Below are 19541 nucleotides of genomic sequence, written 5' to 3'. Positions count from 1 at the left end.
TCCGACACCGCTGGCAAAATTTTGGCGGGCCCGCCGTCGATGCATCATCTGCGAGGCCTTGCATCGAGGGCGCGCGAGGAGAACCAGACCTCGCCGAAGATTGCTGTGGCGGTGCGGTCCGGCACCTTGTCCGACGTCAGCCAGATCGAGCGGCTGCTCGCGGCCTGGTCGCGCGTCGGGATCTTCGCCGTAGCATCTACCACCGAGGCGCCGACACATGGAATGAACCATGAGCGCATGAAGGGATCGCAGGCGAAGCCTTTTGCGGTGCGGGTCACAATCACCGCCAGCGGAACGCGCTCGGCCGGGCGCCAGGGAAAGATCATGCGGCCGCCTGGGCGCAGCGCCTTCAGCCATCCTGCCGGCGGCGCGGCGACGCCGGCATTGACATAGATGATGTCGGATGGCGGCAAGGGCGTCGTCACGGCATCGCCATGGACGACGGTCACGTTGCCATAGGTTTCGAGATTTTGTCGTGCGAGTTCGGCCAGGTTTTTGTCGAGTTCGAGAGCGGTGACGGTGCCGCCGGGCGAAACCAGTTTGGCCAGCGCCGCGGTGTAGTAGCCGGTGCCGGCGCCGATGTGGCAAACGGCTTCGCCGGGTTTCGGCGCAAGCTTGCCGATCCACATGGCGTGCAGGAACGGCTCGCCATTGTTGATGCCCTTGTCGTTGTCGAGCGCCACCAGCACGTTCTGGTAGATGTGAGCCGGATCCGCGCTCGGCGTCGTGATCTTGCCGTTGCCGGCGATGATCGTCCACGGCCCAGGACCGAGGAAGGCTTCGCGCGGCACCTCGGCGAAGACCGCCTCCAGGCGCGGATCGGGCGAGCCGGCATTGGCGGCCATCAGCCTCGCGTAGAACTTCCTGACGTCTTCGATCCCGCTCATGACGGGGGAGAAGATAGCGCGGATTGCCGATTTGTCGCCGGACTATCTCTCAGCAGAGCAGTCGATTTCGGGTCTTAGCCGACCCCGAACATGGTGTCGTAGAGTAGCTTGAAGTTGAGCACCAGGATGATCGCGGCGACCACCCAGGCCAGTGCGGCGACGCCGCGCGGAATGGCGAGGTTGCCCATCTTCTTCCTGTCGGAGACGAACTGCACCAGCGGGACAACCGCGAAGGGCAGCTGCATCGACAGGATCACCTGGCTGAACACCAGCAACTGGCCGGTGCCTTTTTCGCCATAGAGCGCGGTGACGATCACCACCGGGATGATGGCGAGCCCGCGCGTCAGCAGGCGCCGTGCCCAGTTAGGGATGCGCAGGCGCAGGAAACCTTCCATGACGATCTGGCCGGCCAGCGTCGCCGTCACAGTCGAGTTCAGGCCCGAAGCCAGCAGCGCGACGGCGAACAGGATCGAGGCGATGCCGAGGCCCAGCAGCGGCGACAGCAGCTCGAAGGCCTGGCCGATCTCGGCGACATCCTGGTGGCCGGTGTTGTGGAAGGCGACCGCCGACACGATCAGGATCGAGGCGTTGACGAACAAGGCGAGCATCAGGGCGATGGTCGAGTCCGTCGTCGCCCATTTGATGGCGTCGCGCTTGCCCTTGTCGGTGCGCTCATAGGCGCGGGTCTGCACGATTGAGGAGTGCAGATAGAGATTGTGCGGCATGACGGTGGCGCCGATGATGCCGATGGCGATGTAGAGCATTGCCGGATTGGTGACGATCTCGGACGACGGAATGAACATTGCATGCAGGATCGAGCCGGCCGGCGGGGCGGCGACAAAGATCTGGATGGCAAAGCAGCTGAAGATGATGATCAGGAGCGCGATGACGAAGGCTTCGAGATAGCGAAAACCTTTGTTCATCAACAGAAGCACGAGAAAGGCATCGAGCGCCGTGAGCATGGCGCCGCCGATCAGCGGAATGCCGAACAGAAGCTGCAGCGCGATCGCGGTGCCGATGACTTCGGCCAGGTCGCAAGCAATGATGGCCAGTTCGCACGCGATCCACAGCATGAAATTGACGGGGCGCGGATAGTAGGCGCGGCAGGCCTGGGCGAGGTCGCGGCCGGTGGCGATGCCGAGGCGTGCAGCCAGCGCCTGCAGCAGGATCGCCATCAGGTTGGAGAGCATGATGATGAACAGCAGCGTGTAGCCGAACTGCGCGCCACCGGCGAGGTCGGTCGCCCAGTTACCCGGATCCATATAGCCGACCGAGACCATATAGCCTGGGCCCATGAAGGCGAACAGCCGGCGGAACCAGACGCCCGAATTCGGAACCGCGATGGAAGAATTGACCTCGCGCAGGCTGGGCTGCTCGTCCTCCTCGGGCCTGGCGAACCGCCAAGTGGATTGGGAGGCTGTGGCTTCTGCTTCAGACATGAGGGGCTTTCCGCGAGACGTGTCGGTGTTGCCCTAAGCTATGCCATGGCTCAACATTATGCAATATGCTATATTTCATTGTCGGTGCTTTTTGTTCGGGCCGTGACCTGGCACGGGAACGGTCGCCGACAACGCCGGTTGCGCCTGTGGCGGAATGCAAATAAACGGCCTGAAGAATCAGAGCCCGTGCTATGAATGCATGGACGGCTAAACTCCCAGGAGGGGCGCGCATTGGCGCTGAAGAACAGACCGGTCCCGCGCGAAAAGCCGCTGCCTGACGCCGACGTCCATTCGGAAGGGTTCAGGCACACGCGCGAAGCGCGCCGCAGCGCGCTGGTGGAGGATTATGTCGAGCTGATCGCCGACCTGATCGAAGACGGCAACGAGGCGCGCCAGGTCGATATCGCCGCACGGCTCGGCGTCGCCCAGCCGACGGTGGCCAAGATGCTGACCAGGCTGTGCGCCGATGGGCTGGTGTCGAGAAAACCCTATCGCGGCGTGTTCCTGACCGTGGCCGGCCGCAAGGTCGCGGAGGAAAGCCGCATCCGCCACCAGACGGTGGAAGCCTTTTTGCGTTCGCTCGGCGTCAGCGCCGAGACCGCGCGCATCGATGCCGAGGGCATCGAGCACCATGTCAGCGCCGAGACGCTGGAAGCGTTTCGTAAGGCGATGACGGCGGCGCGCTGAGCTGCGTCAGCGCCGCGTTTCCCGAACGACGAAGCCGCGCGGGAACCACCTGATGTCACGCACGTTGCTCCTCACACCGCGCGATTGACGTGCGCGCCAAGGGAGGAAGCGATGGGCGTTGAACAGGCACCGACCGCAAAGGGCAGGCAGGCGGCCAAGGGACTGAAGCAGGCGGCGGCGAAGGACGAGCGCAAGACCGAGGCCGAGACCGGCCATCCGCTGAAGAAGGGCGCCGCGCGTTTCGAGGAGCGCTCTAAAAGTTCCGATGGCAAGAGCGCCGGCGCCAAGCAGAGGGATTAGGCGCCTGTCGGCCAGACATCGGCAATTGTCGGCGAAAGCCGTTTGCTGAGACGCAGCAACCGCACCTTCGTTGTGGCAGAACCGCTTGTCCCTAGGCTATGGCCCGGGCGTTAGCCCTTTGAAAGGACCGGTGGGCCTATCAATTTGCCTGCGGCAAAACCGGGCTCTCACTCCCTGACATCTTGCACCCAGCTTCTGGGGTGGCCGTCGACACGGAACTGGAAGATGAAATAGGGCGGGATGCAGGTCCCTTCACCAGGCTTGGCCTGGGGTAGGTCGTCATAGCCGGCGGTGCAGATATAGTCCTCGCGGCAGGGATGCGCCTTATCGCAGGCGCGCAGGCCGGCGGTCTTGGTGAATTCCTTGGTGCAGAATTTGTGGTCCTTGCCCGACGCAATGCAGTCGTTGAAACCGGTCTTGGCCAGCCTGCCGCACGTCGCCTCGTCGGGAAGCTTGTCGCAGCTCGCCTTGCGCAGCAGACCGCCGGGAAAGCCGCCGGTCTTTTGCTGCGGATTGTCGTAGCGCTGGCGTGCGGCGCCGTAGCCGGCAAGCTTGACCGGCGGCTTCTTGTCCCGCGCCGGATCGATGGCGCATGCCTTGGCGGTGGCCGGCGACAGCCGGCAATACTGGTCGTTGCCCCACGTCGACATTCTTATCTCGCCGAACTCGACGGGGTCGCCCACCGCCGTGCCGGCCTCGCTGACGCAGGTGCCAAAGCCCGGATGGATAGCGCTCTCGTGGACGCCGGCGCAGCGCAGGCCTTCGCCGCAGCTCCAGTCCTTGAAGCTCAAATCCTCGCCGCCATAGCAGATCGAGCCCCAACCATTGTAGAGGTCGGTGCCCTTCAGCGCCTCGGCGTATTTCTGGTCCGGACGGGCGGCAAAGCCACGCGTGAAATCCGGATGGCCGCCGGCGGCGAACTGCTCGACGATGGCGCGGCGGCGGGGCAGATCGGCAAAGAACACGGCCGAGCCCGGCACGAAGACAGCGTTGCGGCGTGGCTCGCTGGCCGGGTCTGCGCCGGTATAGTGGAAGCCGGCGATGCCATGCGTCTGGTGGCAGCCGGTACAGGTCATCTCATTGAGCCGCAATTCGAAGCCGGCCACCGACTTGACGGAGGAGAGCGTGTTGCCCTTGGCAACGTAGTCCTTCAGCGCCTTGTCGATATCGGCGTCGTCGACCAGCCCATAGGCGATGTTGTTCTGCGACCGGCTCAGGCCGCCGGGTGCTACGGAGACGGCGCTCTTGGCCAGGAACTTTTCGTCGATGACCAGCCGCCCATGATCGAGATCGTAGATGTTGCGGTCGGTGAGCAGCCATTTGGCGAATGACGGTTTATCGGCCAGTACGATGGCCCGATCGATCTGGTTCTCCATCTTCGATTCGTAGAAGCTCGATATGGCCGGATCCCATTTGAAGATCTTCAGCAGATATTCGGCGTGGCCGCCGAAATCGCGGCGCGTCGAGGCCGATAGCCTGAGCACCTGCATGTTGAGTTCGAGCCGCATGATCTGCGACGAATTCAGCATGGCGCCGGAGAGCGGCCCTTCGTCGGAGCGCAGCCACGCCGCCAACTGGTCTGGCGGCAGATCCTTCTGCCCGGCTGCAAGCCAGCGCTTGGCGATTTCGGCGCAGGACACATCGATTGCGCTCGGCAAATCCCTTGAAGCACGGGCCTGGGCCCGCGTGGGCTTGGCATTGAACACCAGGCTCATGGTCAGCGGCAGGCGTGAGGAAATGCGCTGGCCCGCCTTTCCCTTCACCGGCTTTTCCGCGACCGAATAGTGGAAGCGATAGATCAGCCGGATCTCCCCGCATTCGGTATGGCCTAGATAGCCGCGATCCATGCGGTTGACGACCCCGGTCAGGTCGAGCGTCGAGCCGTCGTCGTCGATGTATTTCGGATTGAATTTCTGGCTGGTGTCGTTCGACTTGGCCATGGCCGCGACATAGGGGTCGGGACTGGTCTTCGGTTCGTCGGCGATCTCAAGCTTGACGGTGTCGCGGACAGTGGCCAGCGCCGGCACCGAAAACAGGCCGCGATTGTCGACCTCGCGGGTGAGGCCGAGTGCCGGACCCAGCAGGCGGCTGATCGACAGGCCGCCACGCTCCAGTGCCTGCAAAGTGGCGGGATCGGTGACGGCAACACTGGAATCGAGCGTCACCGCGCCGGCACTTGCGAGACCAAGGCAGAGCAGGGCCGCGAGCAGCGACACGAATTCACCGATCGTCTTCAAGCCTCGCGTACCCCCCTCCGTTTGCAGCGATGCTACAAGCCTTCCGTGGTCTCGGCCAGAGCGGCGAGGCCGCCATATCGGCAGGGGTGCAGTCTCGAAAAATGCTGTGACTTGGTGCAACCATTGGGATAATTGTTTGTTGGGTTGAGCCGGCCATGCCGGAACAATGGGGAAGTTCGCAGCGCGAGGAGTTGCCATGCTCTGGAGAGGCCGTCGTCAGAGTGACAATATCGAGGACGACCGCAGCGACAGCGGCGGCGGGCTCGGCGGCGGCAGCCCCGGTCAGTTCCGCATCCCCATCGGTGGTCGCGCGGGGGGCGGCGGCAGCATCTTCCTCGTCATCCTGGTGGTGCTGGCCGGATGGTATTTCGGCTTTGATCCGTCGACGATCCTGGGTGGCGGGGACGGCGGCCTGCTGCCGGGCGGCGGCGGGCAGATCACCGACGACAGCGGCGGCCAGGACAGCGGCGCGGGTGCGCCCGCCAACGACGAGATGAAGCAGTTCGTCGCCACCGTGCTGGCCGAGACCGAAGACACCTGGACCGGCATCTTCAAATCGCAGGGCCTGACCTACGAAGACCCGAAACTGGTGCTGTTCAGCGGCCAGGTCCGCTCGGCCTGCGGCTTTGCCTCCGCAGCAGCCGGACCCTTCTATTGCCCCGGCGACCACAAGGTCTATCTCGACATGACCTTCTTCCAGCAACTCGACCAGCAATTCGGCGCCTCGGGGGAGTTCGCCCGGGCTTACGTGGTCGCGCATGAGGTCGGCCACCATGTGCAGAACCTGACCGGCATCATGTCTAAGTTCAACCAGATGCGGCAAGGCATGAGCGAAGCCGATGCCAATCAACTGTCGGTGCGCATCGAGCTTCAGGCCGACTGCTTCGCCGGCGTGTGGGCGCATTACACCGCGCAGAAAGGCATATTGGAGCAGGGTGACATAGAGAGCGCGCTGAACGCCGCCAAGCAGATCGGCGACGACACGCTACAGAAGAAGACGCAAGGCTATGTCGTGCCGGAAAGCTTCAACCACGGCACCTCGCAGCAGCGGCAAACCTGGCTGGCGCGCGGCTACAAGAGCGGCAAGCTTTCGGACTGCAACACGCTGAGCGGCCCGATCTGAGCGACGGTTTCCCCAGACCGTCCTGACGGCGAAGCCGCCGTCAGGGGATGTCAGGATGAAAATATCAAGCCTGTTCCCTTATTGTTCCGGGCGACGAGCTCGCTTATAAGGTGCGTCCGCCTGCGCCCCAGGGCGAGCAGAGGAGCTTGACCCTTTATGATCGACCCCAAAACCGCCAGACGGGGCCTTGCGCTCGTCTTCACCACGCTGCTGCTCGATATCATCGGCTTCGGCATGATCATGCCGGTGCTGCCGGCCTATCTCAGGGAGTTGACCGGCGTCAGCATCAGCGGAGCGGCGATCGAGGGCGGTTGGCTGTTCTTCGTCTATGCGGCCATGCAGTTCTTCTTCGCGCCCATCATGGGCGGCTTGAGCGACCGCTTCGGACGGCGGCCGATCCTGCTCGCCTCGGTGCTGACCTTTTCCATCGACAACCTGATCTGCGCCGTCGCCTGGTCCTACCCGATGCTGTTCATCGGGCGCGTGCTGGCCGGCATTTCCGGCGCCAGCTATTCGACGACATCCGCCTTCATCGCCGACATCTCCAACGATGAGAACCGGGCGAAGAATTTCGGCCTGCTCGGCATCGCTTTTGGCGTCGGCTTCGTCATCGGGCCGGTTCTGGGCGGCCTGCTCGGTACGTTCGGGCCGCGCGTACCGTTCTATTTCGCCGCCGGGCTGGCTTTCGTGAACTTCCTGATTGCGCTGTTCCTGTTGCCGGAAACGCTCGACGACAAGCATCGCCGCCGCTTCGAGTGGAAACGCGCGAACCCGGTTGGGACGCTCCTGCAGATGCGCCAATACAAAGGCATCGGCAGGATCGGGCTTGTCTTCTTCCTGATGACGCTCGGGCACATGATGTACCCGGCGGTGTGGTCGTTCGTCTCCAACTACCGCTATGGCTGGAGCGAGCAGCAGATCGGCTTTTCGCTCGGCGCCTTCGGCCTGTGCGGGGCGATCGTCATGGCGACGGTGCTGCCGCGCGTGATCCCCAGGCTTGGCGAGTGGAAGACGGCAGCCATCGGCCTTGCCTCCACGGCGCTCAGCGCCTTCGGCTACGCCTTCGCGTCGCAGGGCTGGATGATCTATGCGGTGATCGTCGTCGGCTGTCTGGAAGCGCTGGCCGATCCGCCACTGAGGAGCCTCGCCGCCGCCAAGGTGCCGCCTTCAGCGCAAGGCGAACTGCAAGGCGCGATGACCTCGATCTTTTCGATCACCTCGATCATCACTCCGCTGCTCTATACGGCGATCTTTTCATGGTTCACCGGGCCGAATGCGCCCGTGACCTTCGGCGGCGCGCCCTATCTGGTTGGCGCGTTTTTCCTGACGCTGGCGCTCATCGTCTTCGTCACCAAAGTGGCAAAGCCCGTGGTGCTCAGAAACGTCACCACCAGCGTGGCGGAAGATGGAGCGCAGATATGAGCCATGACGGGCGCGTGGGGCGGCGCAAAGCTTCCGGCTAAGCCCGCTCCGCCAGCAATTCCTCGCCGCGCTTTTCGCGGATCAGGTTGACGAAGCGGCGGAACAGATAGTGCGAATCCTGCGGGCCGGGCGAGGCCTCGGGATGATGCTGGACCGAGAACACCGGACGGCCGGTCAGCGTGATGCCGCAATTCGAGCCGTCGAACAGCGAGACATGGGTTTCCTCGACGCCTGATGGCAGCGAGTCCGCATCGACGGCAAAGCCGTGGTTCATGGAGACGATCTCGACCTTGCCGGTGGTGTGGTCCTTGACCGGATGGTTGGCGCCGTGGTGGCCCTGATGCATCTTGGCGGTCTTGCCGCCCAGCGCCAGCGCCAGCATCTGGTGGCCAAGGCAGATGCCGAACACCGGGATGTCGGTCTTCAGCAGGTCCTGGATGACCGGCACGGCATAGTCGCCGGTGGCTTCGGGATCGCCGGGGCCGTTGGAGAGGAAGATGCCGTCCGGCTGCATGGCAAGAATTTCTTCAGCGCCGGTCTTGGCCGGCACCACGGTGACCTTGGCGCCAAGGCCGGCGAGCAGGCGCAAGATGTTGCGCTTGACGCCGTAGTCGATGGCAACGACATGCATCGAAGGCTCGGCCTGTTCGCTAAAGCCTTCGTTCCAGACCCATGGCGTCTCGCGCCAGACCGAGGACTGACCTGACGTGACTTCCTTGGCGAGATCGAGCCCGATCAGGCCCGACCATGCGGCGGCGCGCTGCTTCAGGTCGCCGAGGTCGAAGACGCCGTCGGGCGCATGCGCAATGACTGCGTTGGGCATCCCTTTTTCACGGATCAGCGCGGTGAGCGCGCGGGTGTCGATGCCCGACAGGGCGACGATGCCGCGCTTCTTCAGCCACTGGTCGAGACCGGTACCGGCGCGGTAGTTGGACGGGTTGGTGACATCGGCCTTGAACACGGCACCGACAGCGCCGGCGCGCGCGACCGGATTGAGATCCTCGATGTCCTCTTCATTGGTGCCGATGTTGCCGATATGCGGGAAGGTGAAGGTGACGATCTGGCCGGCATAGGACGGGTCGGTGAGGATTTCCTGGTAGCCGGTCAGCGCGGTGTTGAAGCAGACTTCGGCAACGGCGGATCCGGTGGCGCCCAGGCCGCGACCCTCGATGACGGTGCCGTCGGCCAGAACCAGAAGGGCGGTCGGCTTTTCGGTTGCCCAAGCGGGGGTCATCTCGGCCATGGCGGCGCTCCTATCAGTCTGCGCGCTGCAATCGGCCCGGCGGGTCATCTGCGCGGCAAATAGCGCGAAGCGGCGATTTCGCGGCTTCCACGCAGTCAAGCTTCAGTTCATGCAAGGCCCAGTACATAGGGGAAGGGCGCAAAGCGGTCAATGATCATGCGCAATCCGGCTCCGATTTATTTCATCTAGCAATATCAGTGGCTTGCCTGGCAATATCAGGGTTTGCGTTGGCCTGTCCCCGGCGCTATTGTCCGCGCCGATCGAAGGAGAAAGCACCATGCGTGGCAAAATCGCCGAATCCCTGAAGAGCGCGATGAAGGCACAGGACAAGCACCGGCTGCCGACATTGCGGCTGATACAGGCGGCCATCCACGACCGCGACATCGCCAATCGTGGCGCCGGCAAGGGCCCGGCCGGCGACGAGGAAATCCTCCAAATCCTGGCCAAGATGGTGAAGCAGCGCGAGGAGTCAGCCAAGGCCTTCGACGACGGCAAGCGGCCGGAACTGGCCGCGCAGGAGCGTGGCGAGATGGAAATCATCCGCGCCTTCCTGCCGACGCAGTTGGACGATGCCGCCGTGGCGGCGGCGGCGCGCGAGGCGATCGCGTCGACAGGTGCGGCCAGCCAGAAGGACATGGGCAAGGTGATCGCCGCGCTGAAGCAGAAATATGCCGGCCAGATGGATTTCGGCAAGGCAAGCGGCATCGTCAAGGGTCTGCTGCAGTAGGCTTGCCGCCCATCGCTGACCGGGGCTTGCGACCGTCAGCGGTTGCCAATTCGGCCTGACCGTTCACCAATGCCTTCGACAACGATGCGGATCAGGTGCCTGATCTCGTCTTCGCTGAAAGGCCCTCCCGAGAGCGCCGAAAGCATCGCCTGGCTGGGCGGCAGCCTATCCGGGTGCGGACTTCAAGACCCCTTGCAGATCGGCAGTGGCTGGGGCGGTGGTGCCGGATGATCCGTCTTGTATTGGGCGATGATCGGCTCGAGGGTTTTTCTCGGCCAGAATTTCGGCGCGCCGATTTCCTTCAGGCAGGATGCGTTCCAGTAGGGCACACCGCCCGACTGCGAACGGTGTGCCACTACCGCGGCAATGTCGCGTGATTCCGGATAGATGTAGAGTGTCGTCGGATTGTCCTTCACCATCGAGATGATCTGCCGCGCATCCGCCGGCGACCAGCTGGTGCAGCCATTGCTGCGGCCGCCAGGATAGTCCACCAGCTTGCCGAACGGCACCAAACCGTCATGGTCGGCATATGAGCTGTTCGGATTTTTGCGCATGCACTGGGCGCGCAGTACCTGCGCCGCATGGCCGCCTATCACCCGCTGCCTGGCGTTGGCGGCTTCGCCTTCGCCGTCGAACTGTATGAAGGTGCGCAGGAAAGCCGCAGCCTGCTTGGCGCCGGTGCTATAAAAGCCCTTGAACGAGGTTTTTGCCTCGCGGGTCATGTAGGCGCCGCCTGCGGTCAGTTCCGAATCCATGGCATTGCCGAAATTCTTCGAGCATCGCCTGCCATTTGAAAAATCGACAGTGCCTTTCAGGTTGCGGCCGCCGCCGTGACCCGACGGAATTGCGCGAAACGACTGGCTGGCTTCGCAGATGACATAGTACCGGCGCCCGAGCACGCCATTGCCGAGATCGCCGGGTCGTGTGGCGTCCATGGCGAAGTAGCAGGGATTCCTGACCTCGCCTTGCGCCACCTTTTTCAGGTAAAGCGCGCGCGCCCGCTCCAGGACCACTTGCGAGATCTGACCATCGTTGTCGCCGACATGGGCCTGCAACCAGGCGGGAACATCGGGAAGCGCGGCAAACGACCGCGCCGACACCGTCAAAGCGATGACAGCAAGGAGGAGGCTGGCGACGACACCCAGAGGGACAGATCTCAACCGCACCTGATCAATTCTCCCACCGTTCGCAATTCCCCGCGGTGTTGCCGCCGCGAATCGATCATAAATCGCCTCGCGCCAATCGGCGAAACACATCTTGTTTAGCAGGCCGCCCAAGCGGTGTTTTCAAAATGGTCAGTCAATCCGCAAGCCAACCACGCGAAGCCGGAAACCAAGGCGTGTTTGTCAGGCGGTTGCCGTCAGGTTCAGCAGGTGCGCAATCGGTGTCGGATTGTGCTGTGCGCGCAGTGCGTCGGCAGACTGCCGAACGACTTCCGAAATCCGCAGCAGCTGTTTGGCGATCGGGCTGGTCTTGCGCCAGACCATGCCGATCGTCCGCGAGGGCTGAGGGCTCCTGAAGCGCGCAATGGAGACCGACGCCGAGCGCGTCTCCACCGGCACTGCCATTTCCGGGATCAAGGTGACGCCGATCCCGGCGCTGACCATCTGGACCAGGGTTGACAGCGAGCTGCCGTCCAGCAACTCGCGTGGCCGTGCCGAATGCATATTGCAGAAGGACAGTGCCTGGTCGCGGAAACAATGGCCTTCTTCCAGCAGGAGCAGCCGCATTTCACGCAGCATTTCGCGATTGGGCACCGGCTTTCCCGCGTCTTCGCCGGGCCGGACCAGGACGAAGGCCTCGGCAAACAGCACGATTTCCGTCAGCGACGGTTCGGACACCGGCAAGGCAACGATGGCCGCATCGAGCCGACCGTCCGCCAGTTCCTGGATCAGCTTCTGCGTCTGCGTCTCGCGCACATGGATATCGAGGCCATCATGCATGCTCGAGAGGTTGCCGATGATCGTCGGCAGGAGGTAGGGCGCGATCGTCGGGATGACGCCGATGCGCAGCCGGCCGACCAGCCTGTCGCGCGAGGAACGCGCGAGGTCGGCGAGCTCGTCCACCGAACGCAGGATGTCGCGGACGCGCAAGGCGAATTCTTCGCCGAAATTGGTCAGCCGGACCTGTCGCGGGCCTCTTTCGAAAAGCTCCGTGCCCAGCGTTTCCTCCAGTTCCCTGATTTGCACCGAAATGGCAGGCTGGGAGATCGCGCAGGCGTCGGCCGCGCGCCCGAAGTGGTTGTGCCGCGCCAACGCCTCGAAATAGCGCAGCTGCTTCAGCGTCAGGTTTGTCATAATGTCACCTTATCGCTGTAATCAGGAAATCCAACTTAAATTAATCGCGCAGCTTTGCTATAGGAGCTGCAAGGGAGATGAGGAGCAGCCGGGGCGGCTTCGTCCGGGGCCTGCCCGCAGCGACAGGAACATCCAAGATATTCGGTCGCGTATCTGGCATACGGTCATGCGCCAGCCATGAAACGGACCGCTTCCAGGGACATCCTTTGTCCTTGTTCACGCAGCAGTTGAAACAGCTCAACACAGCCACGATCGGAGAAAAACATGGACGCACAAACTGACGACCCCAGCACGGGCAAATGCCCGGTCGTGCACACAGCCGTCGGTAGGGTCAACCGCGACTGGTGGCCGAATCAGCTCAATGTCCAGATTCTCCACCAGCAGTCGCCGCTGTCCGATCCGATGGGTGAGGCGTTCGACTATGCCGAGGAATTCAAGAGCCTCGACCTCGACGCCGTGATCAAGGACCTGCATGCGCTGATGACGGACTCGCAGGAGTGGTGGCCGGCCGATTTCGGCCATTACGGGCCGCTGTTCATCCGCATGGCGTGGCATAGCGCCGGCACCTACCGCATCGCCGACGGCCGTGGCGGCGCCGGAGCCGGCCAGCAGCGTTTCGCGCCGCTGAACAGCTGGCCGGACAACGTCAACCTCGACAAGGCCCGCCGGCTGTTGTGGCCGATCAAGCAGAAGTACGGCCGCAAGATCTCCTGGGCCGACCTCCTGATCCTGACCGGCAACGTCGCGCTGGAATCGATGGGCTTCAAGACCTTCGGTTTCGCCGGCGGCCGCGCCGACGTGTGGGAGCCCGAGGAGGACATCTACTGGGGTCCGGAAGGCAAGTGGCTGGCCGACGAGCGCTACAGCGGCGACCGCGATCTCCAGGATCCGCTCGGTGCCGTGCAGATGGGCCTGATCTACGTTAACCCGGAAGGACCGAACGGCAAGCCTGATCCGCTGGCCTCGGCGCGCGATATCAGAGACACATTCGCGCGCATGGCGATGAACGACGAGGAGACCGTCGCGCTGATCGCCGGCGGCCACACCTTCGGCAAGACCCATGGTGCCGGCGATGCGACGCTGGTCGGCGTGGAGCCGGAAGGCGCCGACATCGAGCAGCAGGGCCTTGGCTGGGCGAGCACGTTCGGCACAGGCAAGGGCGGCGACGCCATCGGCAGCGGCCTGGAAGTCACCTGGACGACGACGCCGACGAAGTGGAGCAACAACTTCTTCGACAATCTGTTCGGCTTCGAATGGGAGTTGACCAAGAGCCCCGCCGGGGCGCACCAGTGGACGCCGAAGGGCGGCGCGGGTGCTGGCAGCGTGCCGGATGCGCACAATTCGGCCAAGCGCCACGCGCCCTCCATGCTGACCACCGACCTCGCCTTGCGGTTCGATCCTTCCTACGAGACGATCTCGCGGCGCTTCCATGAGAACCCGGCTCAGTTCGCCGACGCATTCGCGCGCGCCTGGTACAAGCTGACCCACCGCGACATGGGCCCGCTGGTTCGCTATCTCGGCCCGTTGGTTCCGAACGAGGAACTGCCCTGGCAGGACGTCATTCCGGCGGTCGATCATGTGCTGATCGACGAAGAGGACGCTGCAGCACTGAAGGCCGAGATCCTGGCATCCGGCCTGTCGGTGTCGCAACTGGTGTCGGCGGCGTGGGCGTCGGCCTCGACCTTCCGTGGCTCCGACAAGCGCGGCGGCGCCAATGGCGCGCGCATCCGCCTTGCGCCGCAGAAGGACTGGGCCGTCAACCAGCCGGCGGAACTCGCCAAGGTGCTCGACAAGCTCGAAGCGATCCGCAAGGCGTTCAACGCTTCGCAGACCGGCAGCAAGAAGGTCTCGCTTGCCGACCTGATCGTTCTCGGCGGCGGTGCCGCCGTCGAGAAGGCTGCGAAGGATGCTGGCCACAGCGTCGACGTTCCCTTCTGGCCGGGCCGCATGGATGCCTCGCAGGAGCAGACGGACATCCACTCCTTCGCGCCGCTGGAACCGACCGTTGACGGTTTCCGCAACTATGTCAGCGGCAAGCAGCGGCTGACCGTCGAGGAGGCGCTGGTCGACCGCGCGCAACTGCTGACGCTGACGGCGCCGGAGATGACGGTTCTCGTCGGTGGCCTGCGCGTTCTCGGCGCCAATGCCGGGCAGTCGAAGCACGGTGTCTTCACCAAGCTGCCGGAAACGCTGAGCAACGACTTCTTCGTCAACCTGCTCGACATGGGCACGGAGTGGAAGGCGACCTCGGACGCCAAGGACGTGTTCGAAGGCCGCGACCGCAAGACCGGCGAAGTCAAGTGGACCGGCACCCGTGCCGACCTCATCTTCGGCTCGCATTCGCAGCTGCGCGCGCTGGCCGAAGTTTATGCGACCGCAGACGCCAAGGCGAAATTCGCCAGGGATTTCGTGGTGGCATGGACCAAGGTGATGAACGCCGACCGTTTTGATATCGCCTGAGCTCGGCAAAAGGCACTGGCGCGGCTTGGGAATGGTTGCGCCAGAGCGTCGGTTCCTCCCAAGGGATAAGACCAGGGCCGCGTTTCCAGCGATGGGAATGCGGCCTTGTCGCAAGAGGCTACACCCGGTGGACCGTGCCTTCGCGGATAATGCTGCTACTTTATCGGCGCAGCTACTCTGCCGGTGCAAAATGGTCGAACTCGTCAAACCCGCGCTTGAACATTTACCGTCCTACAAGGCGGCGCTCGAGCGCGGCTGGTCGCCGGACAATGTGCGGCTCGAACGAGCCACGCGCGAGCAGCTTGCGGCCATCGAAAAGGATCCGGTGGCCTTTCTCGCCGACCTCGATGACCCCCTGGCCAAGGGCGGCCCTATAACCTTGCCCGACGGCATAAAGGTGCCGCGTCTGCCGGGCTTTCGGCGCTGGATCTGGGACGGCGAAGCTTCAGGTTCGATCGGCTTTCGCTGGCAGCCAGGTACGGCTGCGCTGCCGCCGCATGTGCTCGGCCATATCGGCTATGCGGTGGTGCCGTGGAAGCGACGGCGCGGCTACGCCACCGAGGCGTTGCGGCTGATGCTGGACGAGGCGAGGGCGGTCGGCTTGCCTTATGTCGAGATCACCGCCAAGCCGGGCAATCCGGCATCGCACAAGGTGATCCTGACCAATGGCGGCAAGCTCGTCGAGCGTTTCTTCGAAGATGCCGCCTATGGCGGAGCGGAAAGCCTGCGGTTCCGAATCGAGCTGTAGCGGGCGCGCGAGCCATCCTCACCCGTGCTCGTCGGCGCACAGCGCGTGATCGGACAGGGCGCGGATGACGTAACAGTCGCCGACCGTCTTGCCGTTGCAGCAAGAGGCGATGCGTTCGAGTTCGGCCTCCAGACGCTGCAGCTGGGCAATCTTTTCCCGCACCGAAATCAGTTGCTCCCCGGCGATCCGGTCGGCATGGCCGCAGGGCTGCTCGGGGTGGCCGCTCAATTCGATCAGTGAGCGGATATCCTCGACGGCGAAGCCGAGGTCGCGGGCGTGACGGATGAAGGCCAGCCGCTCGAGCTCCTGCCGGCCATAGCGGCGCTGGTTGCCTTCCGAACGCTCGGGTGCTGCAACCAGGCCCATCTGCTCGTAGTAGCGGATCGTCGGCACCTTGACCCCGGTGCGGCGGGAGAGATCGCCGATCGAAAACATGATTTTGCCTCTTGAAGCTCTAGTGACTAGAGCAATTACAGTGCCGGGCATCAAGGTTCAAGACTCGTGTGGCGGCACGCCGCGCGGGCAAGACAGACAGGTGATGTGATGACGGCTCCCCTCAGGCAAATGCGATTCAAGATCGGCGGCATGGACTGCGCCTCCTGCGCGGCCAAGATCGAGACGGCGGTGCGCCGTCTCGATGGCGTGGCCGACGTCTCGGTTTCGGTGACCGGCGCCAGCATGACGGTCAGCCACGGCGATGCACTGCCCGAAGACAAGGTGCTGCAGCAGGTGGCGCGGCTTGGCTATGGCATCGCCAGGGCGGAAGCCAAGATCGACGGGCGTGCTTCAGTGGCCACGGCACATGATCATGCTGATCACGATCATGAAGGCCACGACCATGGCGGCGAGCTGGTCGGCGAGCGGACCATCGGTACCGCCCATCTCCACGGCGATGCCGAGTCGAGGCAGGTGTGGTGGCGCAGCCGCCGCGCGGCGCTGACGCTGGCCTGTGCTGCAGCACTTCTTGCCGCCTACGGCATCGGTCATCTGTTTCCGGCGGCCGAGCGCTGGGTCTTCCTGGCCGCGCTGCTGGTTGGCCTGGTGCCGATCGCCCGGCGCGCGCTGATGGCGGCACTGGCCGGCACGCCGTTCTCGATCGAGATGCTGATGACCATCGCCGCCGGCGGTGCGGTGATGATCGGCGCCACCGAGGAAGCCGCCGCCGTGGTTGTGCTGTTCCTGATCGGCGAAATGCTGGAAGGCGTCGCTGCCGGCCGGGCACGGGCCAGCATCCAAGGCCTTGCCGACCTGGTGCCGAAGACGGCAATTGTCGAGCGGGCAGGTGGCACGGTCGAAGTCCCTGCCGAAGACCTTGCCGTCGGCGACGTGATCGTGGTGCGGCCAGGTGATCGTATCCCGGCCGATGGCGAGATCGTCGAGGGAGCGAGCGCTATCGACGAAGCGCCGGTGACCGGCGAGAGCACGCCGAAGCGCAAAGGTGTCACGGACGGTGCATTCGCCGGCACGATCAGCACCGATGGCGTGCTCAAGGTTCGGGTGACGGCAGCAGCGTCGGACAACACAATCGCCCGCGTCGTGCGGCTGGTGGAGGAAGCGCAGGAGGCCAAGGCGCCGACCGAGCGCTTCATCGATCGCTTCTCACGGTATTATACGCCCGCTGTGCTGGCGGTCGGGACGCTGGTGGCGCTGCTGCCACCGCTGGTTGCCGGCGGCGACTGGAACGATTGGGTATACAAAGGCTTGGCGATCCTGTTGATCGGCTGCCCCTGCGCGCTGGTCATCTCGACGCCGGCGGCGATCGCCGCGGGCCTGGCGACTGGTGCGCGGCATGGCCTGTTGATGAAGGGCGGTGCCGTGCTGGAAGACTTTCGCCGGATCACCGCCGTCGCCTTCGACAAGACCGGTACGCTGACCGCGGGCAAACCGGTGGTTACCGACATCGTGGCCTATGGGCGCGACGAACGCACCGTGCTGGCGCTGGCGGCAGCACTTGAGCAGGGCTCCAGCCATCCCCTGGCGGTGGCCATATTGGACAAGGCCAAGGCCGCCAAGGCGCCGGTGCCGCCTGCCTTGGCCGCGAAGGCGATTCCAGGCAAAGGCGTCGAAGGCAGCGTCGGCGGCGTCGCGGTCTTCCTCGGCTCCGGTCAGGCGGCGGGCGAACGTGCTGCGATGACCGAGGCGCAGCGGCATGCCATCGACAGCCTCAACGGCCAGGGCAAGACTGTCTCGGCGCTGGTGGCCGATGGCGTGGTGACCGGGCTGATCGCCATGCGCGACGAGCCGCGGCCGGATGCGGCGGCCGGCATTGCGGCGCTGAAGGCCGAAGGCATCCGTGCGGTGATGCTGACCGGCGACAACCGACGCACGGCTGAAGCCATTGCCGCTTCGCTCGGCATCGAGGCACGGGCTGAGCTCTTGCCTCAGGACAAGCAGCGCATCGTCGGCGAGCTGCAGTGCGAGGGGCTTAAGGTGGCCAAGGTCGGCGACGGCATCAACGACGCACCGGCGCTCGCCGCCGCAGACATCGGCGTAGCCATGGGCGGCGGAACCGATGTGGCGTTGGAGACGGCCGATGCGGCGATCCTGCATGGCCGCGTCATGGATGTCGTGCGCATGGTGCGGCTGTCGCGGGCGGTGATGGCCAACATCGGCCAGAACATCACAGTTGCGCTCGGGCTGAAGGCGGTGTTCCTGGTCACCACCATTGCCGGCATTACCGGCCTGTGGCCGGCGATCCTGGCCGACACCGGCGCCACCGTGCTGGTCACCGCCAACGCCATGCGCCTGCTACGCTGGCGCGGGTGAGCGTTTCTGTGTCGTGCGCTTACTCGGCTGGCGCCGTCAGCGGCGGCGTGGCGTTGCTGCGCCCTTCCCAGACATAAGACGCGAGCGCCACCGCGACGGCGACCAGCATGGCGATGGCGCCAAGCAGCGGCAGGCTGCGGTAGCCGTAGCCGGAATTCAGCATGGCCGCGCCCAGCGATGCGGCAAGCGCGATGCCGACATTGAAGCCGGATGGAATGAGCGAGGAAGCGAGATTGGACGCATCCGCGGTCCAGGCCAGGATGCGGGTCTGGATCGGCGTGCCGATGGCGAAGTTGAGACCGCCCCAGATGACGATCGCCACAACCATCGGCAAGGGGTAGGGGCTGACGCCATAGATCACCGCCAGCGTCACCGCCTGCAGGGCCAGCATTGTGATCAGCGACGGCATCAGCTTCCAGTCGGAGAGCTTGCCGCCGAGGAAGACGCCGAGCGTGGCGCCGACACCGTTGAGCAGCAGCACCCACGGCACCTGGCTTTCATCAAGGCCGGTGATTTCGAGCAACGTCGGCGTGATGTAGGTGAACAGGCCGAACTGGCCGATCATCAGCATCAGCATCAGGATCAGCGAGGTCCAGACCTGCTGACGCGCCAGCACGCGAACCTCGCGCGCCAGGCCGGCGGGCTTGGTTTGATATCCGGTGGTGCGCGGCAAAAGGGCTGCCATGGCGAGCGTTGCCGCGACACCCAGCGCGCCCATCACCCAGAAGGTCGCGCGCCAGCCCCAGATGTTGCCGATCGCGGTGCCGGCTGGCACGCCGATGACGTTGGAGACGGTGAGCCCGGACAGGATGACGGCGACCGCCATGCCGCGCTGGTCCTCGCGCACGAGACCGACCGCGACGACCATGGCAACGCCGAAATAGGCGCCGTGCGCTATCGCCACGGCAATGCGCAGCAGCAGCATCGAGGGGAAATCGGGCGCCAGCGCGCAGGCTGCCTGGCCGATGGTGAAGGCGACGGCAAGGCCGAGCAGCAAGGTCTTGCGCGGCAGCGACTTGGTGGCGAGCGCAAGCAGCGGGCCGCCGATAGCGATGCCGCAGGCATAGCCTGAGACGAGATAGCCGGCCGACGGAACCGAGACGCCAAGCCCCTCCGCCACTTGCGGTAACACGCCGGCGATGACGAATTCGGTGGTGCCGAAAGCGAAGGCGGCGATGAACAGGGCGATGAGCGGAAGCGACATG

General features: G+C 64.4%; 16 protein-coding genes. 8 read left to right on the top strand and 8 right to left on the bottom strand.

Annotation, left to right across the window (positions count from 1 at the left end; genetic code table 11):
* Positions 1-44 precede the first annotated feature (44 nt).
* Both AC0ZT5_RS14050 and AC0ZT5_RS14045 read right to left on the bottom strand, forming a co-directional pair.
* Positions 45-887 (bottom strand): protein-L-isoaspartate O-methyltransferase family protein, encoded by an 843-nt coding sequence (locus tag AC0ZT5_RS14050; RefSeq protein ID WP_488496920.1) that lies wholly within the window; start codon positions 885-887, stop codon positions 45-47.
* 74 nt (positions 888-961) lie between these two features.
* A complete protein-coding gene (locus AC0ZT5_RS14045; protein WP_488496919.1) occupies positions 962-2326 on the bottom strand; it encodes an Nramp family divalent metal transporter in 1365 nt (454 codons plus the stop codon).
* A gap of 231 nt (positions 2327-2557) precedes the next feature.
* Here AC0ZT5_RS14045 and mntR point away from each other — a divergent pair, with 231 nt between their 5' ends.
* Positions 2558-3013 carry a manganese-binding transcriptional regulator MntR gene (gene mntR / locus AC0ZT5_RS14040; RefSeq protein ID WP_477282499.1) on the top strand — a complete coding sequence of 152 codons (456 nt, stop codon included), beginning with the start codon at positions 2558-2560 and terminating at the stop codon, positions 3011-3013.
* A gap of 111 nt (positions 3014-3124) precedes the next feature.
* Positions 3125-3313 carry a hypothetical protein gene (locus AC0ZT5_RS14035; RefSeq protein WP_488496918.1) on the top strand — a complete coding sequence of 63 codons (189 nt, stop codon included), beginning with the start codon at positions 3125-3127 and terminating at the stop codon, positions 3311-3313.
* A 167-nt stretch (positions 3314-3480) separates the two neighbouring features.
* Here the strand turns inward: AC0ZT5_RS14035 and AC0ZT5_RS14030 are convergent, their stop codons facing one another.
* Positions 3481-5550: a hypothetical protein gene (locus AC0ZT5_RS14030; protein WP_488496917.1), complete on the bottom strand. Its 2070-nt coding sequence runs from the start codon at positions 5548-5550 to the stop codon at positions 3481-3483.
* A gap of 196 nt (positions 5551-5746) precedes the next feature.
* Here AC0ZT5_RS14030 and ypfJ point away from each other — a divergent pair, with 196 nt between their 5' ends.
* On the top strand, positions 5747-6673 hold the full coding sequence (ypfJ, locus tag AC0ZT5_RS14025; protein WP_477228134.1) for a KPN_02809 family neutral zinc metallopeptidase: 927 nt from the start codon (positions 5747-5749) through the stop codon (positions 6671-6673).
* 156 nt (positions 6674-6829) lie between these two features.
* Positions 6830-8095 (top strand): TCR/Tet family MFS transporter, encoded by a 1266-nt coding sequence (locus AC0ZT5_RS14020; protein ID WP_488496916.1) that lies wholly within the window; start codon positions 6830-6832, stop codon positions 8093-8095.
* A gap of 37 nt (positions 8096-8132) precedes the next feature.
* On the opposite strand, the gene carA is transcribed toward AC0ZT5_RS14020, so the two are convergent.
* Complete coding sequence (carA, locus tag AC0ZT5_RS14015; protein WP_488496915.1) at positions 8133-9338, bottom strand: glutamine-hydrolyzing carbamoyl-phosphate synthase small subunit; 1206 nt, start codon at positions 9336-9338, stop codon at positions 8133-8135.
* A 277-nt stretch (positions 9339-9615) separates the two neighbouring features.
* On the opposite strand from carA, the gene AC0ZT5_RS14010 reads away from it, so the two are divergent.
* Entirely contained in the window at positions 9616-10065 is a 450-nt protein-coding gene (locus tag AC0ZT5_RS14010) for a GatB/YqeY domain-containing protein (RefSeq protein ID WP_477282508.1), read from the top strand.
* A gap of 182 nt (positions 10066-10247) precedes the next feature.
* On the opposite strand, the gene AC0ZT5_RS14005 is transcribed toward AC0ZT5_RS14010, so the two are convergent.
* Both AC0ZT5_RS14005 and AC0ZT5_RS14000 read right to left on the bottom strand, forming a co-directional pair.
* A complete protein-coding gene (locus AC0ZT5_RS14005) occupies positions 10248-11231 on the bottom strand; it encodes a hypothetical protein (RefSeq protein ID WP_488496914.1) in 984 nt (327 codons plus the stop codon).
* A gap of 180 nt (positions 11232-11411) precedes the next feature.
* Positions 11412-12362 (bottom strand): hydrogen peroxide-inducible genes activator, encoded by a 951-nt coding sequence (locus tag AC0ZT5_RS14000; protein WP_488496913.1) that lies wholly within the window; start codon positions 12360-12362, stop codon positions 11412-11414.
* A 264-nt stretch (positions 12363-12626) separates the two neighbouring features.
* Here AC0ZT5_RS14000 and katG point away from each other — a divergent pair, with 264 nt between their 5' ends.
* Together katG and AC0ZT5_RS13990 are read left to right on the top strand one after the other, a co-directional pair.
* Positions 12627-14822, top strand: a complete 2196-nt coding sequence (gene katG / locus AC0ZT5_RS13995) for a catalase/peroxidase HPI (RefSeq protein WP_477282512.1) — start codon at positions 12627-12629, stop codon at positions 14820-14822.
* Between the two features lie 190 nt (positions 14823-15012).
* On the top strand, positions 15013-15570 hold the full coding sequence (locus AC0ZT5_RS13990; RefSeq protein ID WP_488496912.1) for a GNAT family N-acetyltransferase: 558 nt from the start codon (positions 15013-15015) through the stop codon (positions 15568-15570).
* 18 nt (positions 15571-15588) lie between these two features.
* Here the strand turns inward: AC0ZT5_RS13990 and AC0ZT5_RS13985 are convergent, their stop codons facing one another.
* Positions 15589-16005: a MerR family transcriptional regulator gene (locus AC0ZT5_RS13985; RefSeq protein ID WP_488496911.1), complete on the bottom strand. Its 417-nt coding sequence runs from the start codon at positions 16003-16005 to the stop codon at positions 15589-15591.
* A 108-nt stretch (positions 16006-16113) separates the two neighbouring features.
* Here AC0ZT5_RS13985 and AC0ZT5_RS13980 point away from each other — a divergent pair, with 108 nt between their 5' ends.
* Positions 16114-18336, top strand: a complete 2223-nt coding sequence (locus AC0ZT5_RS13980) for a heavy metal translocating P-type ATPase (protein ID WP_488496910.1) — start codon at positions 16114-16116, stop codon at positions 18334-18336.
* A gap of 19 nt (positions 18337-18355) precedes the next feature.
* Here the strand turns inward: AC0ZT5_RS13980 and AC0ZT5_RS13975 are convergent, their stop codons facing one another.
* Positions 18356-19540 carry an MFS transporter gene (locus AC0ZT5_RS13975; RefSeq protein ID WP_488496909.1) on the bottom strand — a complete coding sequence of 395 codons (1185 nt, stop codon included), beginning with the start codon at positions 19538-19540 and terminating at the stop codon, positions 18356-18358.
* Position 19541: the final 1 nt, after the last annotated feature.

Source organism: Mesorhizobium sp. CNPSo 4670 (assembly GCF_057784235.1).
Note: the sequence above shows the minus strand (reverse complement) of the source record. Positions and strands in the feature narration are given on the sequence as shown.

Excerpts from the sequence above, each read along its gene's own strand:
- AC0ZT5_RS14020 (WP_488496916.1), top strand. The coding sequence starts at position 6,830 with ATGATCGACCCCAAAACCGCCAGACGGGGCCTTGCGCTCGTCTTCACC.
- AC0ZT5_RS14035 (WP_488496918.1), top strand. The coding sequence starts at position 3,125 with ATGGGCGTTGAACAGGCACCGACCGCAAAGGGCAGGCAGGCGGCCAAG.
- katG (WP_477282512.1), top strand. The coding sequence starts at position 12,627 with ATGGACGCACAAACTGACGACCCCAGCACGGGCAAATGCCCGGTCGTG.
- carA (WP_488496915.1), bottom strand. The coding sequence starts at position 9,338 with ATGGCCGAGATGACCCCCGCTTGGGCAACCGAAAAGCCGACCGCCCTT.
- AC0ZT5_RS13990 (WP_488496912.1), top strand. The coding sequence starts at position 15,013 with ATGGTCGAACTCGTCAAACCCGCGCTTGAACATTTACCGTCCTACAAG.
- AC0ZT5_RS14050 (WP_488496920.1), bottom strand. The coding sequence starts at position 887 with ATGAGCGGGATCGAAGACGTCAGGAAGTTCTACGCGAGGCTGATGGCC.
- AC0ZT5_RS14010 (WP_477282508.1), top strand. The coding sequence starts at position 9,616 with ATGCGTGGCAAAATCGCCGAATCCCTGAAGAGCGCGATGAAGGCACAG.
- AC0ZT5_RS13980 (WP_488496910.1), top strand. The coding sequence starts at position 16,114 with ATGACGGCTCCCCTCAGGCAAATGCGATTCAAGATCGGCGGCATGGAC.
- ypfJ (WP_477228134.1), top strand. The coding sequence starts at position 5,747 with ATGCTCTGGAGAGGCCGTCGTCAGAGTGACAATATCGAGGACGACCGC.
- AC0ZT5_RS14045 (WP_488496919.1), bottom strand. The coding sequence starts at position 2,326 with ATGTCTGAAGCAGAAGCCACAGCCTCCCAATCCACTTGGCGGTTCGCC.
- AC0ZT5_RS13985 (WP_488496911.1), bottom strand. The coding sequence starts at position 16,005 with ATGTTTTCGATCGGCGATCTCTCCCGCCGCACCGGGGTCAAGGTGCCG.
- AC0ZT5_RS13975 (WP_488496909.1), bottom strand. The coding sequence starts at position 19,540 with ATGTCGCTTCCGCTCATCGCCCTGTTCATCGCCGCCTTCGCTTTCGGC.
- AC0ZT5_RS14000 (WP_488496913.1), bottom strand. The coding sequence starts at position 12,362 with ATGACAAACCTGACGCTGAAGCAGCTGCGCTATTTCGAGGCGTTGGCG.